The 13,681-nt window shown below is 71.5% G+C and carries 9 protein-coding genes; 7 read left to right on the top strand and 2 right to left on the bottom strand.

Features of this window, described 5'->3' with window-relative positions:
- Nucleotides 1-145 precede the first annotated feature (145 nt).
- From RCR19_RS22490 to RCR19_RS22465, 6 genes are all read left to right on the top strand, one after another.
- Entirely contained in the window at nucleotides 146-1,555 is a 1,410-nt protein-coding gene (locus RCR19_RS22490; protein WP_331266759.1) for an ABC transporter substrate-binding protein, read from the top strand.
- A gap of 79 nt (nucleotides 1,556-1,634) precedes the next feature.
- A complete protein-coding gene (locus RCR19_RS22485; RefSeq protein WP_331269523.1) occupies nucleotides 1,635-2,915 on the top strand; it encodes a sugar ABC transporter permease in 1,281 nt (426 codons plus the stop codon).
- Nucleotides 2,912-3,820 (top strand): carbohydrate ABC transporter permease, encoded by a 909-nt coding sequence (locus tag RCR19_RS22480; RefSeq protein ID WP_331266758.1) that lies wholly within the window; start codon nucleotides 2,912-2,914, stop codon nucleotides 3,818-3,820. The genes RCR19_RS22485 and RCR19_RS22480 overlap by 4 nt, the downstream gene beginning before the upstream one ends.
- Nucleotides 3,821-3,986: 166 nt before the next feature.
- Nucleotides 3,987-6,242 (top strand): bifunctional glycosyltransferase family 2 protein/CDP-glycerol:glycerophosphate glycerophosphotransferase, encoded by a 2,256-nt coding sequence (locus tag RCR19_RS22475; RefSeq protein WP_331266757.1) that lies wholly within the window; start codon nucleotides 3,987-3,989, stop codon nucleotides 6,240-6,242.
- Between the two features lie 146 nt (nucleotides 6,243-6,388).
- Nucleotides 6,389-8,581, top strand: a complete 2,193-nt coding sequence (locus RCR19_RS22470) for a bifunctional glycosyltransferase family 2 protein/CDP-glycerol:glycerophosphate glycerophosphotransferase (RefSeq protein WP_331266756.1) — start codon at nucleotides 6,389-6,391, stop codon at nucleotides 8,579-8,581.
- 5 nt (nucleotides 8,582-8,586) lie between these two features.
- Entirely contained in the window at nucleotides 8,587-10,788 is a 2,202-nt protein-coding gene (locus RCR19_RS22465; protein ID WP_331266755.1) for a CDP-glycerol glycerophosphotransferase family protein, read from the top strand.
- Between the two features lie 97 nt (nucleotides 10,789-10,885).
- On the opposite strand, the gene RCR19_RS22460 is transcribed toward RCR19_RS22465, so the two are convergent.
- Nucleotides 10,886-11,299 (bottom strand): organic hydroperoxide resistance protein, encoded by a 414-nt coding sequence (locus RCR19_RS22460; protein WP_331266754.1) that lies wholly within the window; start codon nucleotides 11,297-11,299, stop codon nucleotides 10,886-10,888.
- A gap of 128 nt (nucleotides 11,300-11,427) precedes the next feature.
- Between RCR19_RS22460 and RCR19_RS22455 the strand changes: the two genes are divergently transcribed.
- On the top strand, nucleotides 11,428-11,958 hold the full coding sequence (locus RCR19_RS22455; RefSeq protein WP_331266753.1) for a MarR family transcriptional regulator: 531 nt from the start codon (nucleotides 11,428-11,430) through the stop codon (nucleotides 11,956-11,958).
- Here RCR19_RS22455 and RCR19_RS22450 read toward each other — a convergent pair.
- The gene (locus RCR19_RS22450) at nucleotides 11,901-13,592 is read right to left on the bottom strand and encodes a glycosyltransferase family 39 protein (RefSeq protein WP_331266752.1); all 1,692 of its coding nucleotides are present in this window, start codon (nucleotides 13,590-13,592) and stop codon (nucleotides 11,901-11,903) included. The two genes, RCR19_RS22455 and RCR19_RS22450, sit on opposite strands and share 58 nt — an antisense overlap.
- Between the last annotated feature and the right edge of the window lie 89 nt (nucleotides 13,593-13,681).

The raw sequence follows: 13,681 nt of genomic DNA, 5'->3' as shown, positions 1-13,681 counted from the left end.
CGCGTCGTTGACGGTACGTCACGACGCGGTCACGATCGCGGGGTTGACAGTGCAGGCGCTCTTGCCGACCCGAAGGACCCCGCGTAGACCGGAGCGCACGGGACAGCACTCGAACGTTCGACGAGGAACGAAGAACGGGGCAGTGATGCACAGCACTCTTCGTATGCGCAAGTCGCCCAAACAGCCCGTCCACTCGACCCGCAGAGCCGCGCTGACCGCGGCGGCCGCCTTCCTCGCAGGGGCACTGGCCCTCACCGGCTGCGGCGGCGGCAACGACAAGAGCAGCGACGACAAACCGAGCGCCGGCGGCAAGGAGAGCGGTTCCACCGTCAAGCTCCCCGAGCTGAAAGGCCAGAGCCTGGAGGTCGCCGCCGTCTGGACCGGTGGTGAGCAGAAGAACTTCAAACAGGTCCTCGCGGAGTTCGAGAAGCGCACGGGCGCCAAGGTCACCTTCGTGCCCGCCCAGGACCCGATCATCAACTTCCTCGGTTCGAAGATCGCCGGCGGACAGCCGCCGGACGTCGCACTGCTCCCCCAGCCGGGCGCCATCAAGCAGGCCGTCGACAAGAAGTGGGCGAAGCCGCTCGGCCCCGAGGCCCAGGCCGAGCTGGGCAAGAACTACTCCCAGGGCTGGCAGGACCTCGGCAAGGTCGGCGGCAAGCAGTACGCCGCCTACTACAAGGCCGCCAACAAGTCCTTGATCTGGTACAACGCGAAGGTCTTCGAGAACGCGGGAGCACAGGAGCCCAAGCGCTGGGAGGAGCTGATGACGGCGGCCCAGGCCGTCTACGACTCCGGGGTCACGCCGTTCTCCGTCGGCGGCGCCGACGGCTGGACCCTCACCGACTGGTTCGAGAACGTCTACCTCTCCCAGGCGGGACCGGACAAGTACGACCAGCTCGCCCAGCACACGATCAAATGGACCGACCCGTCCGTGAAGCAAGCGCTGACCACGCTCGCCCAGATCTGGGGCAAGAAGGACTTCGTCGCGGGCGGCGCGAACGGGGCGCTGCAGACGGAGTTCCCCGCATCCGTCACCCAGACCTTCACCGGGGGCGACCAGCCGAAGGCCGGCATGGTCTTCGAGGGCGACTTCGCGCAGGTCAACATCGCGGAGACCAAGGCGAAGATCGGCACGGACGCGAAGGTGTTCCCCTTCCCGGCAGTGGGCGGCCAGGCACCCGTGGTCTCCGGCGGCGACGCGGCCGTCGTCCTCAAGGACTCCGAGGCGGCCCAGGCACTGGTCACCTTCCTGGCCTCGCCGGACGCCGCGACGATCCAGGCGAAGCTCGGCGGCTACCTCTCGCCGAACAAGTCGGTCGCGCTGTCCGCCTATCCCAACGACGTGCAGCGGAAGATGGCCGAGGCACTCGTCTCGGCCGGCGACAACTTCCGTTTCGACATGTCCGATCAGGCACCGCAGGCGTTCGGCGGCACGCCCGGCAAGGGTGAGTGGAAGGACCTCCAGGACTTCCTGAAGAACCCGAAGGACGTCGCGGGCACCCAGGCGAAGCTGGAGAAGGACGCGGCGGCGGCATACGGAAGCGGGAGCTGATCCGGCGATGTCGTCGGCAGCCGCGGAGGACGTCGCCGGCACACCGGCGACGCCCTCCGGCCCCCGTCGGCGCAAGAGCGTGACCGGCACCCGCAGAACCGCGGCAGCGCTGTTCCTGCTGCCCGCCCTGGTGCTGCTGGGCGCGCTCGTGGTCTACCCGATCGGGTACTCGCTGATCCGCAGCTTCCTCAGCCAGTCCGGCGACTCCCTCGCCGGAGTCGACAACTACCGGGCCCTGTTCACGGACGACGGCATCCGCACCGCCTTGAAGAACAACATCATCTGGGTGGTGTTCGCGCCGACCGTCTCGACCGCGTTGGGCCTGATCTTCGCGGTGCTCACCGAACGGGTCCGCTGGGGAACGGCGTTCAAGCTGGTCGTCTTCATGCCGATGGCGATCTCGATGCTGGCGGCGGGGATCATCTTCCGGCTGGTGTACGACCAGGACCCGGACAAGGGCGTCGCCAACGCGGTGTGGGTGGGCGTCCACGACTCGTTCGCCGAGTCGTCCGCGTTCCCCAGGGCCCACCCGGGCCGCCAGTCGCCCCTCAGGCCCGATCAGGGCGGCTTCGTCACCGCCGGCACGGTGCACACGGGGCGGACGGTCGCGCTCCCGCTGGTCGGCGTCGCGCCCGACCGGATGCCGAAGGGCGCCGAGCCGGCCGCCCGGGCGCAGCCGCAGCCGGGCAAGGTCACCGGCACGGCCTGGCAGGACTTCACGCGCGGCAAGGGTGTCGGGAAGCTCGGCGCGGTGGACCCGGCCGAGCAGGGCTATGCGGGCATGCGGATCGAGGCCGTGAAGGACGGCAAGGTCGTCGCCTCCACCAAGGCCGCCGCCGACGGGACCTTCACCCTGCCGGCGGCCGCCGACGGGGCTCGGCTGCGGCTGCCGGCGAGCAACTTCAGGGAGCCGTACAACGGCGTGGACTGGCTCGGCCCCGCGCTCGTGACCCCGGCCGTCATCGGCTCCTATGTGTGGATGTGGGCCGGTTTCGCGATGGTGCTGATCGCCGCGGGCCTCGCGGGGATGCCGCGGGAGCTGCTCGAGGCGGCGCGCGTGGACGGCGCGAACGAGTGGCAGGTGTTCCGCCGGGTCACGGTGCCGCTGCTGGCGCCCGTGCTCGCCGTGGTCACGGTGACGCTGATGATCAACGTACTGAAGATCTTCGATCTGGTCTTCATCATCCCGCCGGGCTCGTCCCAGGACGACGCGAACGTCCTCGCCCTGGAGCTGTACCGCAAGGGCTTCTCCGAGGACCAGCCGGGTATCGCGAGCGCGATCGCGGTGTTCCTGCTGCTGCTCGTCATCCCGGTGATGCTGTTCAACATCCGCAGGCTCAGGCGGGAGGTGCGGCGATGACGACACAGGCCGGAAGTCTGCCGAAGGCGGCGTCCGCCACGGCCGTACGGCCCGAGCGGTCCCTGGGCGCGCGCCTCGCGGAGCGCGTGGGCGGAGGCCTGGTGCGGGTCTTCCTCATCGTGGTCGGGCTGTTCTGGCTGGTGCCTACGGTGGGTCTGCTGCTCGCCTCGCTGCGCACACCGGCCGACATGAGCGCCTCCGGCTGGTGGAGGGTCTTCAGCGAGCCCTCGCAGCTGACCTTCGAGAGCTACCGGAAGCTCCTGGAGAACGGCGACATCACCAACTCCCTGCTGAACACGGTCCTGATCACGGTCCCCGCGACCCTCCTGGTCGTGGCGATCGGCTCCCTCGCGGGCTACGCCTTCGCCTGGATGGAGTTCCCGGGCCGTGACTGGTGGTTCCTGGGCGTGGTCGGCCTGCTGGTCGTCCCCGTGCAGGTGGCACTGATCCCGATCGCCGAACTCTTCGGGAGGATCGGCCTGTTCGGCACGGTCCTCGGTGTGGTCCTCTTCCACACGGGCTTCGGCCTGCCCTTCGCGGTGTTCCTCCTGCGGAACTTCTTCGCGGAGATCCCCCGGGAGCTGCTCGAGGCGGCCCGGCTCGACGGTGCGGGCGAACTGCGGCTGTTCGCACGGGTGGTGCTGCCGCTCGGCGGTCCCGCGATCGCGAGCCTCGGCATCTTCCAGTTCCTGTGGGTGTGGAACGACATGCTGGTGGCGCTCGTGTTCACGAAGTCCGGTACGCAGCCGATCACCGTCGCACTGCAGACGCAGGTACGCCAGTTCGGCAACAACATCGACGTCCTGGCGCCGGGCGCGTTCATCTCGATGGTGATCCCGCTGGCCGTCTTCTTCGCCTTCCAGCGGCAGTTCGTGTCGGGAGTCATGGCCGGAGCCGTCAAGTAGAGCCGACCGTACGGAAGTTCCGGGGTGGGCCCGATGCCGGGGTCCACCCCCCTTCGTTCACCTGGGGTTTCCGTCGGCGTTCCCCCGGATGCCGCATCCGGCGTAACCGAAGCGGCCCTTCGGCCGTTTCCGGGCAGTATGCCCGCGCCGATCCCATGGATGCCCCTTGCCCAGGTTCAGTGTCATCGTTCCCGCGTACAAGGTTCAGGCGTACCTGGAGGAATGCCTCACATCCGTGCTGGAGCAGTCGTACACCGACGTCGAAGTGATCGCCGTCGACGACTGCTCGCCCGACGCCTGCGGCGCCCTCATCGACGAGGCCGCCGCCCGTGACCCCCGCGTCCGGCCGCTGCATCTGCCGCACAACGTGGGACTCGGCCCGGCGCGCAACGCGGGTCTCGAGCTCGCGACCGGCGACTATGTGCTCTTCCTCGACGGTGACGACACCCTGACCCCGGACGCGCTGCGGGACCTGGCGGACCGGCTGAAGGCGACGTCCGAGCCGGACGTCCTGGTCTTCGACTACGCCCGTACGTACTGGACCGGGCGCACGGTCCGCAACCAGCTGGCCGATCTGCTCACCGAGGAGGGCCCGGCGCCCTTCCGTCTCGACGACCGACCCGGCCTGCTCTCGTTGCTGATGGTGGTCTGGAACAAGGCCTATCGCCGGGAGTTCGTCGAGCGCGCGGGGTTCGTCTTCCCTCCCGGTTACTACGAGGACACCGCGTGGACGTTCCCGGTGCTGCTGACCGCGGACACCCTCGCCACGCTCGACCGGGTCTGCGTCCACTACCGCCAGCGCCGCCAGGGCAGCATTCTCGTCTCGACCAGCCGCAGGCACTTCGACGTCTTCGACCAGTACGACCGGGTCTTCGCCCACCTCGACGCCCGTCCCGAACTCGACCGCTGGCGCCCGGTGCTGTTCCGCCGCATGGTCGACCACCTGGCCACCGTCTACGGCCGACGCGGCCGGCTGCCCCGGGACAGCCGTGCCGAGTTCCTCCGGCTCGCCCGCGCCCACTACCGCAGACACCGCGTCCCGGGCGCGCCGCTCGGGGCGCGCCACCTCCTGATCGGGCTCGGCAGCCACCGCATCTACCGGGCGCTGTCGCTGGCGTCCGGCCTGGTACGCCGCGCCCGGCGCCTGGCCGCCGGGGCCGGCCGACGGCTGACCGCCGCCGCGCTCCGGACGCACTACCGCATCCAGCTCCGCCTTCCGCTGCGCGCGGACCGCGCCGTCTTCACCCGGGACGAGGGCGGCAGGTACGGCTGCAACCCGGGCGCCCTGGAGTCGGCGTTCCGCAATCTGGTCCCGCACATCCGCACCGCGTGGATCGCGCGCCCCGAGCATCACCACACCGTCCCGCTCGCCACACGCCGGCTGCGGCCGGACTCGGCGGCGTACTGGACGGCTCTGGCCCGCTCCAAGTACCTCGTGCACAACGACGACTTCGGCCCCGGCGTCGTCAAGCGCACGGGCCAGATCCTGATCCAGACCCGGCAGGGCACCCCGCTCAAGCGCATGGGCCTCGACCTCCGGGACCGTCCGGCCGCCGCCCGCACCGCCGACGCCGGCCGGATGCTGCGTTCCGCCGACTCCTGGGACTTCGTCCTCTCGGGCAACCGCCACTCCACCCTCGTCTGGGAGCGCGTGTTCCCTTCCGGGTTCACCACACTGGAGTACGGCCTCCCCCGCAACGACGTCTTCGCCCGCGCGACCTCGGCGGACGTGGCCCGGCTGCGCCAGACGATGGGCATCCCCGAGGGCTCGGTGGCGATCCTGTACGCGCCGACGTTCCGCGACTACCGCCGCGACCACCGCCCCGCCCTCGATCCCGAACGCCTTCTGCACCGGCTCGGACCGCGTTTCGTGCTGCTCACCCGCTCGCACCCGTCGTTCGGCGAACCCCTCGCCCGGACGACCGGCGACCGGGTGATCGACGTCTCCGACCATCCGAGCGTCGAGGCGGTGTGCCTGGCCTCGGACGCGCTCGTCACGGACTTCTCGTCGCTGATGTTCGACTACGCCAACCTCGACCGGCCGGTCGTCGTGTACGCGGACGACTGGGAGGCGTACGAGGCGACCCGTGGCACCTACTTCGACGTGCGCGACTTCCCGCCCGGTGCGGTCGCGCGCGACGAGGAGGAACTGGCCGACATCTTCGCGACCGGCCACTGGTGCGGATCACGCTCGCAGCAGCGGCGCAGGGCGTTCCGCGAGCGCTTCTGCCCGCACGACGACGGGCGCGCGGCCGAACGGATCGTGCGCAGAGTGGTGTTCGGGGAGAACGCCTGGCTGCCGTCCGTGGTCCCGCCGGCCGGCCGGCACCCGGTCCCGCCCGCCATGGCGGGCGGGACCACCGCACCGCTCACCACCGTCCCGGTCCCCGGCAGTCGCGCACCGGTCGCCGAACGCCTCTGACCACCGAACCGCCCGAACCCCCGGAGTTCCGCCATGCCGCACAGGCCCCCCACCGTCCTCACCGGAAGGCCCGGGCGCTGACCCACCCGCACGCGTACGACGCACCGGCCCCGGGACGGGGGCCGGGGCCCGAGAGAAAGAGCAGAATGCCCCGCTTCAGCATCATCGTCCCCGCCTTCGGCGTCGCCGGCCGCCTGTCCCAGGCCCTGGACTCCGTCCTCGCCCAGTCCTTCGGCGACCTCGAGGTGATCCCGGTCTGCGACACGCCCGACTCCACGGCCGGCACGGTCGCCGCCGCGTACGCCGAGCGGGACCAGCGGGTCGTCCCGCTCACCTCGCCTCCCTCCGGCGGCCTGGGGGTGGCCCGTACCACCGGGGCGGAGGCGGCGACCGGGTCCTATCTGCTGTTCCTCGACAGCGACGACGTCCTCGCACCGGGCGCCCTCGCGGCGATCGACCGGCATCTGGCGGCGGTCGGCGAGGTGGACGTCCTCTACTTCGACCACGAGCGGGTCCACTGGTGGGACGCCGAGCCGTCCACTCCCCCGCTCGGCGGGGCTCCCGAGGGCGCCTTCGCCCCCGGCCTGGCCCCGGAGCTGACCGGTGTGTCCGTGCCCGCGTGGAGCGCGGCCTACCGGAGCGCGTTCGTCACCGCCCACCGGCTGACCTTCCCGGCGAGCCACTTCACCGACATCGGCTGGGGCGGCCTGGTCACCCTCGCCGCCGAACGCATCTCGGTGCTGCGCTCGGTCTGCGTACGGCATCTGGTGCGCAGGCAGGGCAGCCGACTCCATGCCCCCGGTGAGCATCAGTTCGACCTACTCGACCAGGCCGACATGGTCCTGAGCCGGGCCGCCGAACTCGCCCTTTCCGCAGACCGGTTGCTACCGCTGTTCGAGCAGATCTTCGCCGTGGTCCTGCGGACGGCCGCGCATCCGGAACGCCTGCCGACACCTCGCCGCCGGGCCTTCTTCCGGCAGGCCTCACGCCTCTACCGCCGCCACCGCCCGTCGGGTCACCGGCCGCCCGCGGGCAGCGCCGGGATCCAGCACCGGCTGCTCGCCTGCGGTGCCTACAGCGCTTTCCGGGCGCTGCGCGGCGTCAACCGCGGCGCCGCGAAGGCGGCGCGCAGGGCCCCTGTTCCGCGCATGCTGCGCACCCGGCTCCGGTACGCCCTGGCGTTGCGCCGCCCGCTCGAGGCCGACCTGGCCGTGTACTGCGCGTACTGGGGCCGCGGCTACACCTGCAACCCGGCCGCGATCCACGCCAAGGCCCGGGAACTGGCCCCGCACATCCGTTCGGTGTTCCTGGTCGAGCCGGACGCGGTGGCGACCCTTCCCCCGGACGTGGAGTACGCGGTGATCGGCAGCCGGGCCTACTGGGACGTGCTCGCCCGCGCCACCTTCTGCGTCAACAACGCCAACTTCGCGGACGGCGTGGTCAAGCGCCCCGGCAGCGTGCATCTGCAGACCCAGCACGGCACCCCGCTGAAGAAGATGGGCGTCGACCAGTCGACGTACCCCGTGGTCGCGGCCGCGACCGGCAGCTTCGCCAAGCTGCTGACCCGGGTGGACCGCTGGGACTACAACCTCTCCTCCAACCGGCACTCCACCGAGATGTGGGAGCGGGCCTTCCCCGGCTCCTACGAGACCCTGGAGTACGGCTATCCGCGCAACGACGTCTACTACACCGCGACCGCGCGCGACGTGGCTCGCATCCGCCGCGAACTGGGCGTCCCCGAGGGCAGGACGGCGATCCTCTACGCGCCCACGCACCGCGACTACAGCTCCGGTTTCGACGCGCGCCTCGACCTGGAGGCGTTCTGCGAGGCGATCGGCGACGACTACGTGGTCCTGCTGCGCGCCCACTACTTCTACGACGTGGGCGCGGCGCGGAACGACGGCCGGATCATCGACGTCACGGGGCACCGCTCCGCCGAGGACGTGTGCCTGGCCGCCGACGCGCTGATCACCGACTACTCGTCGATCATGTTCGACTACGCCAACCTCGACCGGCCGATCGTCGTGTACGCGGACGACTGGGACGTGTACCGGGAGACCAGGGGCGTCTACTTCGACCTCATGGAGGCACCGCCGGGCCGGGTGGCACACGCGCCCGAGGACCTGGCCGCCGTCTTCCGGGACGGCTCGTACGCGGACGGCTCCGCCGCCGCCCTGCGCGCCGCCTTCCGCAAGCGCTTCTGCGGGTTCGACGACGGGCGCGCCGCCGAACGCGTGGTGCGCCGGGTGCTGCTGGGCGAGCCGCCGGAGTCGATCCCGCCCGTGATCCCGCTCGCCGAGCGCATCCCGGCCCCGGCCCCCGCCCTCGTCAGGAGCTGATTCCCGTGCCCCGTTTCAGCATCATCGTCCCCGTCTTCAAGGTGCAGGGCTTCCTGCGCGAGTGCCTCGACTCGGTGCTCGGCCAGTCGTACGCCGACTTCGAGGTGATCGCCGTCGACGACCGCTCCCCCGACGGCTGCGGGGCGATCCTGGACGAGTACGCCGAACGCGACCCCCGCATGCGCGTACTGCACCTGCCGGAGAACGTCGGCCTCGGCCGGGCGCGCAACGCCGGGCTGCCGCACGCCACGGGGGACTACCTGCTGTTCCTGGACAGCGACGACACCCTCACCCCGGGCGCGCTACGGGCGATCGCCGACCGGCTCGAGGAGACCCGGGATCCGGACGTCCTGGTCTTCGACTACGCCCGTTCCTACTGGTGGGGCGGCACCCGGCGCAACGCGCTGGCCCAGGTGCTCGCGGACGCCACCGGCACGTTCACCGCGGCCGAACGCCCGGAGATCCTCGACCTGCTGATGGTGGTGTGGAACAAGACCTACCGCCGGGACTACGTCACCGACCACGGCTTCAGCTTCCCGCCCGGCTACTACGAGGACACTCCCTGGACCTTCCCCGCTCTGCTCAGCGCCGGGCGGATCGCCGCCCTCGACCGGATCTGTCTCCTCTACCGGCAGCGCCGCCAGGGCAACATCCTGTCCACCACCAGCCGCAAGCACTTCGACATCCACGACCAGTACGAGCGGGTCTTCGCATACGTCGACGCGCACCCGGAGCTGAACCGCTGGCGGCCCTACCTGCATCGCAAGATGGGCGAGCACTGTCTGGACGTCCTCGCCAAGCCGGACCGGCTCCCCGCGTCCGCCAAGGCCGAGTTCTTCCGCCGCACGGCCGAGCTCTTCCGCAGGCACCGCACGCGGGAACCGGTTCCCGCCGCACTGCGCGTCCTGGAAGGGGGTTACACCCGCTACCGGGCCCTGCAGCGCACCTCGGCCGCGGGCCGTGCGCTCGGTCTGCGTGCCGGGCGGGTCCGCCGGGCGGCCGCAGGCCGTGTCGGGCGCGGCTGGTCCTGGGCGCACGAACACCGGCCGCTCGACCCGAACCTGGCGGTGTACTCGGCGTTCTCGCACAGCGGAGTCCTCGGGGACCCGGCCGCGATCCACCACGCGGCACGCGACCTGGCGCCGCACATCCGGGCCGTATGGGTGGTGCACCCGGAGGAGGTCGAGCATCTGCCGCCGGACATCGAGTACGTCCTCCCGGGTTCCCCGGCGTATCGGCGGGTCACCGCGCGGGCGACCTACTTCGTCAACAACGTGAACTGGCCGGGCTCCCTGGCCAAACGCCCCGGCAGCGTGCACGTCCACACCCACCAGGGCACCCCGCTGAAGTACATGGGGACCGATCTGCGGGGCAAGCCGGGCGCCCGGCACGGCCTCGACGTGCCGGGGATGCTGCGCCGCGCGGACCGCTGGGACTACAGCCTGGTCGCCAACCGCCACTCCGAACTGGTGTGGGACCGGGCCTATCCCTGCCACTTCGCCTCGCTCCGCACCGGCAGCCCGCGCAACGACGTCCTCGTGAACGCGAAACCCGGCGACGGGGCCGCCTTCCGGCTCCGGCACGGCATCCCCGAGGACCACACGGTCGTGCTGTACGCGCCCACCCGCCGCGACCATGTGCGGGGCGGTCATACGGAGCCCTTCGACCCCGCGCGGTTCGCCGAGGACCTGGGTGAGGGACACACCCTCGTGGTCCGGCTCCACCCCTCGCTCGCGGACGGTCCCGCCCGCGGGATGGGGCTGGCGGAGCTGGACCGGCGGGGCGTGCTGGTCGACGCCACAGACGAGCCGCATGTGGAGGAGGTGATGCTCGCCTCGGACGCCCTGGTCACGGACTACTCGGCGCTCATGTTCGACTACGCCAACCTGGACCGGCCGATCGTCGTGCACGCCGGCGACTGGGGGGCGTACCGGGCGAGCAGGGGCACATACGTCGACATCACGGCGAACGCGCCCGGGCAGGTCTCGCGCTCCTACCGCGAGCTGGCCTGGCTCTTCACCTCCGGCTGCTGGCAGGACGCGGACGCGGCGGCACTGCGGGCCGCCTTCCGGGCGCGCTACTGCGAGTTCGACGACGGCGGGGCGGCCCGCCGGGTGGTACGGACCCTGATGCTGGGCGAGCCGGACACCGCCGTCTCCATCCCGGCCCCGTCGGCGGGCGACGACGACGTGGCGGCCTCGACATGACACGCGCCCGGAGCCGGGAGGAGGTTCCGGCGCCGGGCGCGGCTCCGAGGACCGCCCCGTACGTACTCGAAGGCGCATGGGGCCGCTCGGGGTGGGACTACTCGACGACGAGCTCCACCGGGATGTTGCCGCGGGTGGCGTTGGAGTAGGGGCAGACCTGGTGGGCCTGCTCGACCAGCTTGCGGCCGGTCGCCTGGTCCACCGACTCCGGCAGCTCCACGCGCAGGGTGACCGCGAGACCGAAGCCCTCGCCCTGCTTGCCGATGGTGACCTCGCCGGTCACGGCGGCGTCACTGACGTCGACCTTGGCCCGTCGGCCGACCACGCCGAGGGCGCTGGCGAAGCAGGCCGCGTAGCCGATGGCGAACAGCTGCTCGGGGTTCGTGCCCTCGCCGTTGCCGCCCATCTCGACCGGCGGGGACAGCTGAAGATCGAGCTTGCCGTCGGAGGTGACGGCGCGGCCGTCACGGCCGTGGGTGGCGGTGGCGACGGCGGTGTACAGCGCATCCATGGGGAACCATCCCTCTCGAAGTCATGTCCGGGCGACCGGGCCTTCGGTCCGGACCGCCTCACGGGCATAAGTAGAGCACACAATTAAGTTGGGCACAACTGAATCATCCGCAGAGCTATCCTGGAGTCATGACGACCACGCCGACCCCCGGTGCCGAGGCCTCAGCCGGCGAGGAGTTCCTGCGTCTGGACCGCCAGATCTGCTTCTCGCTCCACGCCGCGTCCCGCGCCTTCAACAGCGTCTACCGCATCGTCCTCAAGGACCTCGGGCTGACGTATCCCCAGTACCTCGTGATGCTGGTGCTCTGGGAGCACGGCGAGCTGCCGGTGAAGAGCCTCGGCGAGCGTCTGCGGCTGGACTCCGGGACGTTGTCGCCGCTCCTGAAGCGCCTGGAGGCCGCGGGTCTGGTGCGACGTGAGCGCAGCCGCGAGGACGAGCGGTCCGTGCATGTGCGTCCCACCGAGGAGGGCACCGCCCTGAAGCAGCGCGCACTGCTGGTGCCGACCCGGATCGCCGCCTCGACCGGCTTCGAGCTGGAGGAGGTCATGGACCTGCAAGCCCGGCTCGACCGGCTGACCCACGCGCTCGACGAGGCGGCGCTTCAGGAGGCGCCCGGCTGCGTCGACCCGGCGGACCAGGGCTCCTCGCGGCGTACGTAAAGTCGAAGGGTGATACCGCGGCGGACGTACTCCTCACGGGTGATGAACTCCTGGGTCACCATCGCGAGTTTGGCGCGCTCCGTGGGGTTCGAGGGAGCCCAGGTGGACCTCAGCGCGAACGGCTCAGTGACCACCCACACATAGGTGAGGCCGCCGAGCCGGCGCCGCAGCTCGGCGGGGCCGGCCTCCCGTCCGTACAGCGTCCCGTCCTCCGCTGCGGGCACGTCGAGCGCCACGTCGCGCACCCCTTTGAACCCGGCCGGATAGGCCAGCGCCGACCGTCGCTCCAGCGACGGCAGGAACAGCACGGGGTCGCCCGGACGCACCACCCGGCCGACAAGAGCGGAGACACCCGCCAGATCGTCCGGCCGGTGGTCGGCCCGGCGATCGGCCCTGAGCAGGGGCAACTGCGCCACCAGTACGGCGCAGACGGCGAGCACACCCAGCAGGGCGCCGCCCCGCCACCGGACCCACAGGGAGGGCGGGACGGCATCGTGGGCGCGGGACGCGGAGACCCGCGGCGCGTCCCGGAGGGCGACGCCCCCGCCGCGGCCCGCGGATCCACGCGGTGCGGGCAGCACGGGGGCGCCGACGGCCGCACCGTGGCCGTACGACGCCTGGCGGGGCACGGCGGGCAGGCGACGGCGTCCCGTGCGCAACCGGCCGAGGACACCGGCCGCCCGTTCGGCGCCCACCACGGCCAGCAGCGGCGCCCCGGCCAGCGAATACAGCACGTACCGGTCGTCGTAGAGCGGGGAGATCTGCGAGATCCCCATCAGCACCGCCGGCGGGACCACCATCAACGGCAGCGCCACCCCGGCCGGCGACAGGTCCCGCTTGGCCCTCGCCATCCCGCCGGCCAGCGCCATCAGCACGAGATACGGCCCCAGCAGCAGGGGGGAGGACCCCGTGAACCGCTCCAGCAGCTCCTCGACGCTCCGCCCGTCGGGCGCGGTCAGCCACGCCACCTGTGCCGACTGCCCCCACGAGACCAGGACCAGCGGCAGCAGTACGACCACGACCGCCCCGGCCGCACAGCCCCAGCGCCGCCACGTCGTCCCCGGCACCCGCGCGAACGCCAGCGTGCAGGCGTGCGCGAGCAGCACCAGCACGGCGAACTCGTGCAGCACACAGGTGACGGCGAGGACCGCCCCGTACGGCCACCACCTGCCGCCCCGCACGGCCCGCACCAGCAGCAGCGTCGCGCCCGCCACCCCTGCCGCGACCAGCGCGTACGAGCGGCCCTCCTGCGCGTAGTGGCCGACCATCGGCGTGGCTGCGTACGCCAGGCCCGCCCACAGTCCGACGCGCGGCCGGCACAGCCGGACACCCAGCGCGGCGACCAGGCCCGTCGCCAGGGCCGCCCCGAAGACCGAGGGCAGCCGCAGCACCACCTCGCCCGGGTGGACGGCCAGGACCAGGTGCATCAGCAGGTAGTACAGGCCGTGCACCGCGTCCACACTGCCCAGCAGGTGCCGGATCTGCGGCACCGAGCGGCGGGCGACCTGAAACGTGACCGCCTCGTCGCGCCACATCCCGTCGCGGTCCAGTCCCCACAGCCCGATCGCGCACATGACGACGACGGGTACGAGGACGGCCAGGTACTCCGCGCGTCTCTCCGACAACCGACTCATGCCCGCATTCAACATGCCCGGTTTTTGTACTATTAACTAATCTTTGTGGGTAGTTGACGGCGTATCTACGCACATGCCGCGTACGGACG

It is taken from the genome of Streptomyces sp. WAC07094 (assembly GCF_036320405.1).
In the GTDB taxonomy this organism is placed as follows: Bacteria; Actinomycetota; Actinomycetes; order Streptomycetales; family Streptomycetaceae; genus Streptomyces; species Streptomyces lannensis.
This window is presented reverse-complemented; position numbering and strand designations above follow the sequence as displayed.

What these genes read in the sequence shown, in the direction of transcription:
- RCR19_RS22490 (WP_331266759.1), top strand. Translation starts at nt 146, where the DNA reads ATGCACAGCACTCTTCGTATGCGCAAGTCGCCCAAACAGCCCGTCCAC.
- RCR19_RS22480 (WP_331266758.1), top strand. Translation starts at nt 2,912, where the DNA reads ATGACGACACAGGCCGGAAGTCTGCCGAAGGCGGCGTCCGCCACGGCC.
- RCR19_RS22470 (WP_331266756.1), top strand. Translation starts at nt 6,389, where the DNA reads ATGCCCCGCTTCAGCATCATCGTCCCCGCCTTCGGCGTCGCCGGCCGC.
- RCR19_RS22460 (WP_331266754.1), bottom strand. Translation starts at nt 11,299, where the DNA reads ATGGATGCGCTGTACACCGCCGTCGCCACCGCCACCCACGGCCGTGAC.
- RCR19_RS22455 (WP_331266753.1), top strand. Translation starts at nt 11,428, where the DNA reads ATGACGACCACGCCGACCCCCGGTGCCGAGGCCTCAGCCGGCGAGGAG.
- RCR19_RS22450 (WP_331266752.1), bottom strand. Translation starts at nt 13,592, where the DNA reads ATGAGTCGGTTGTCGGAGAGACGCGCGGAGTACCTGGCCGTCCTCGTA.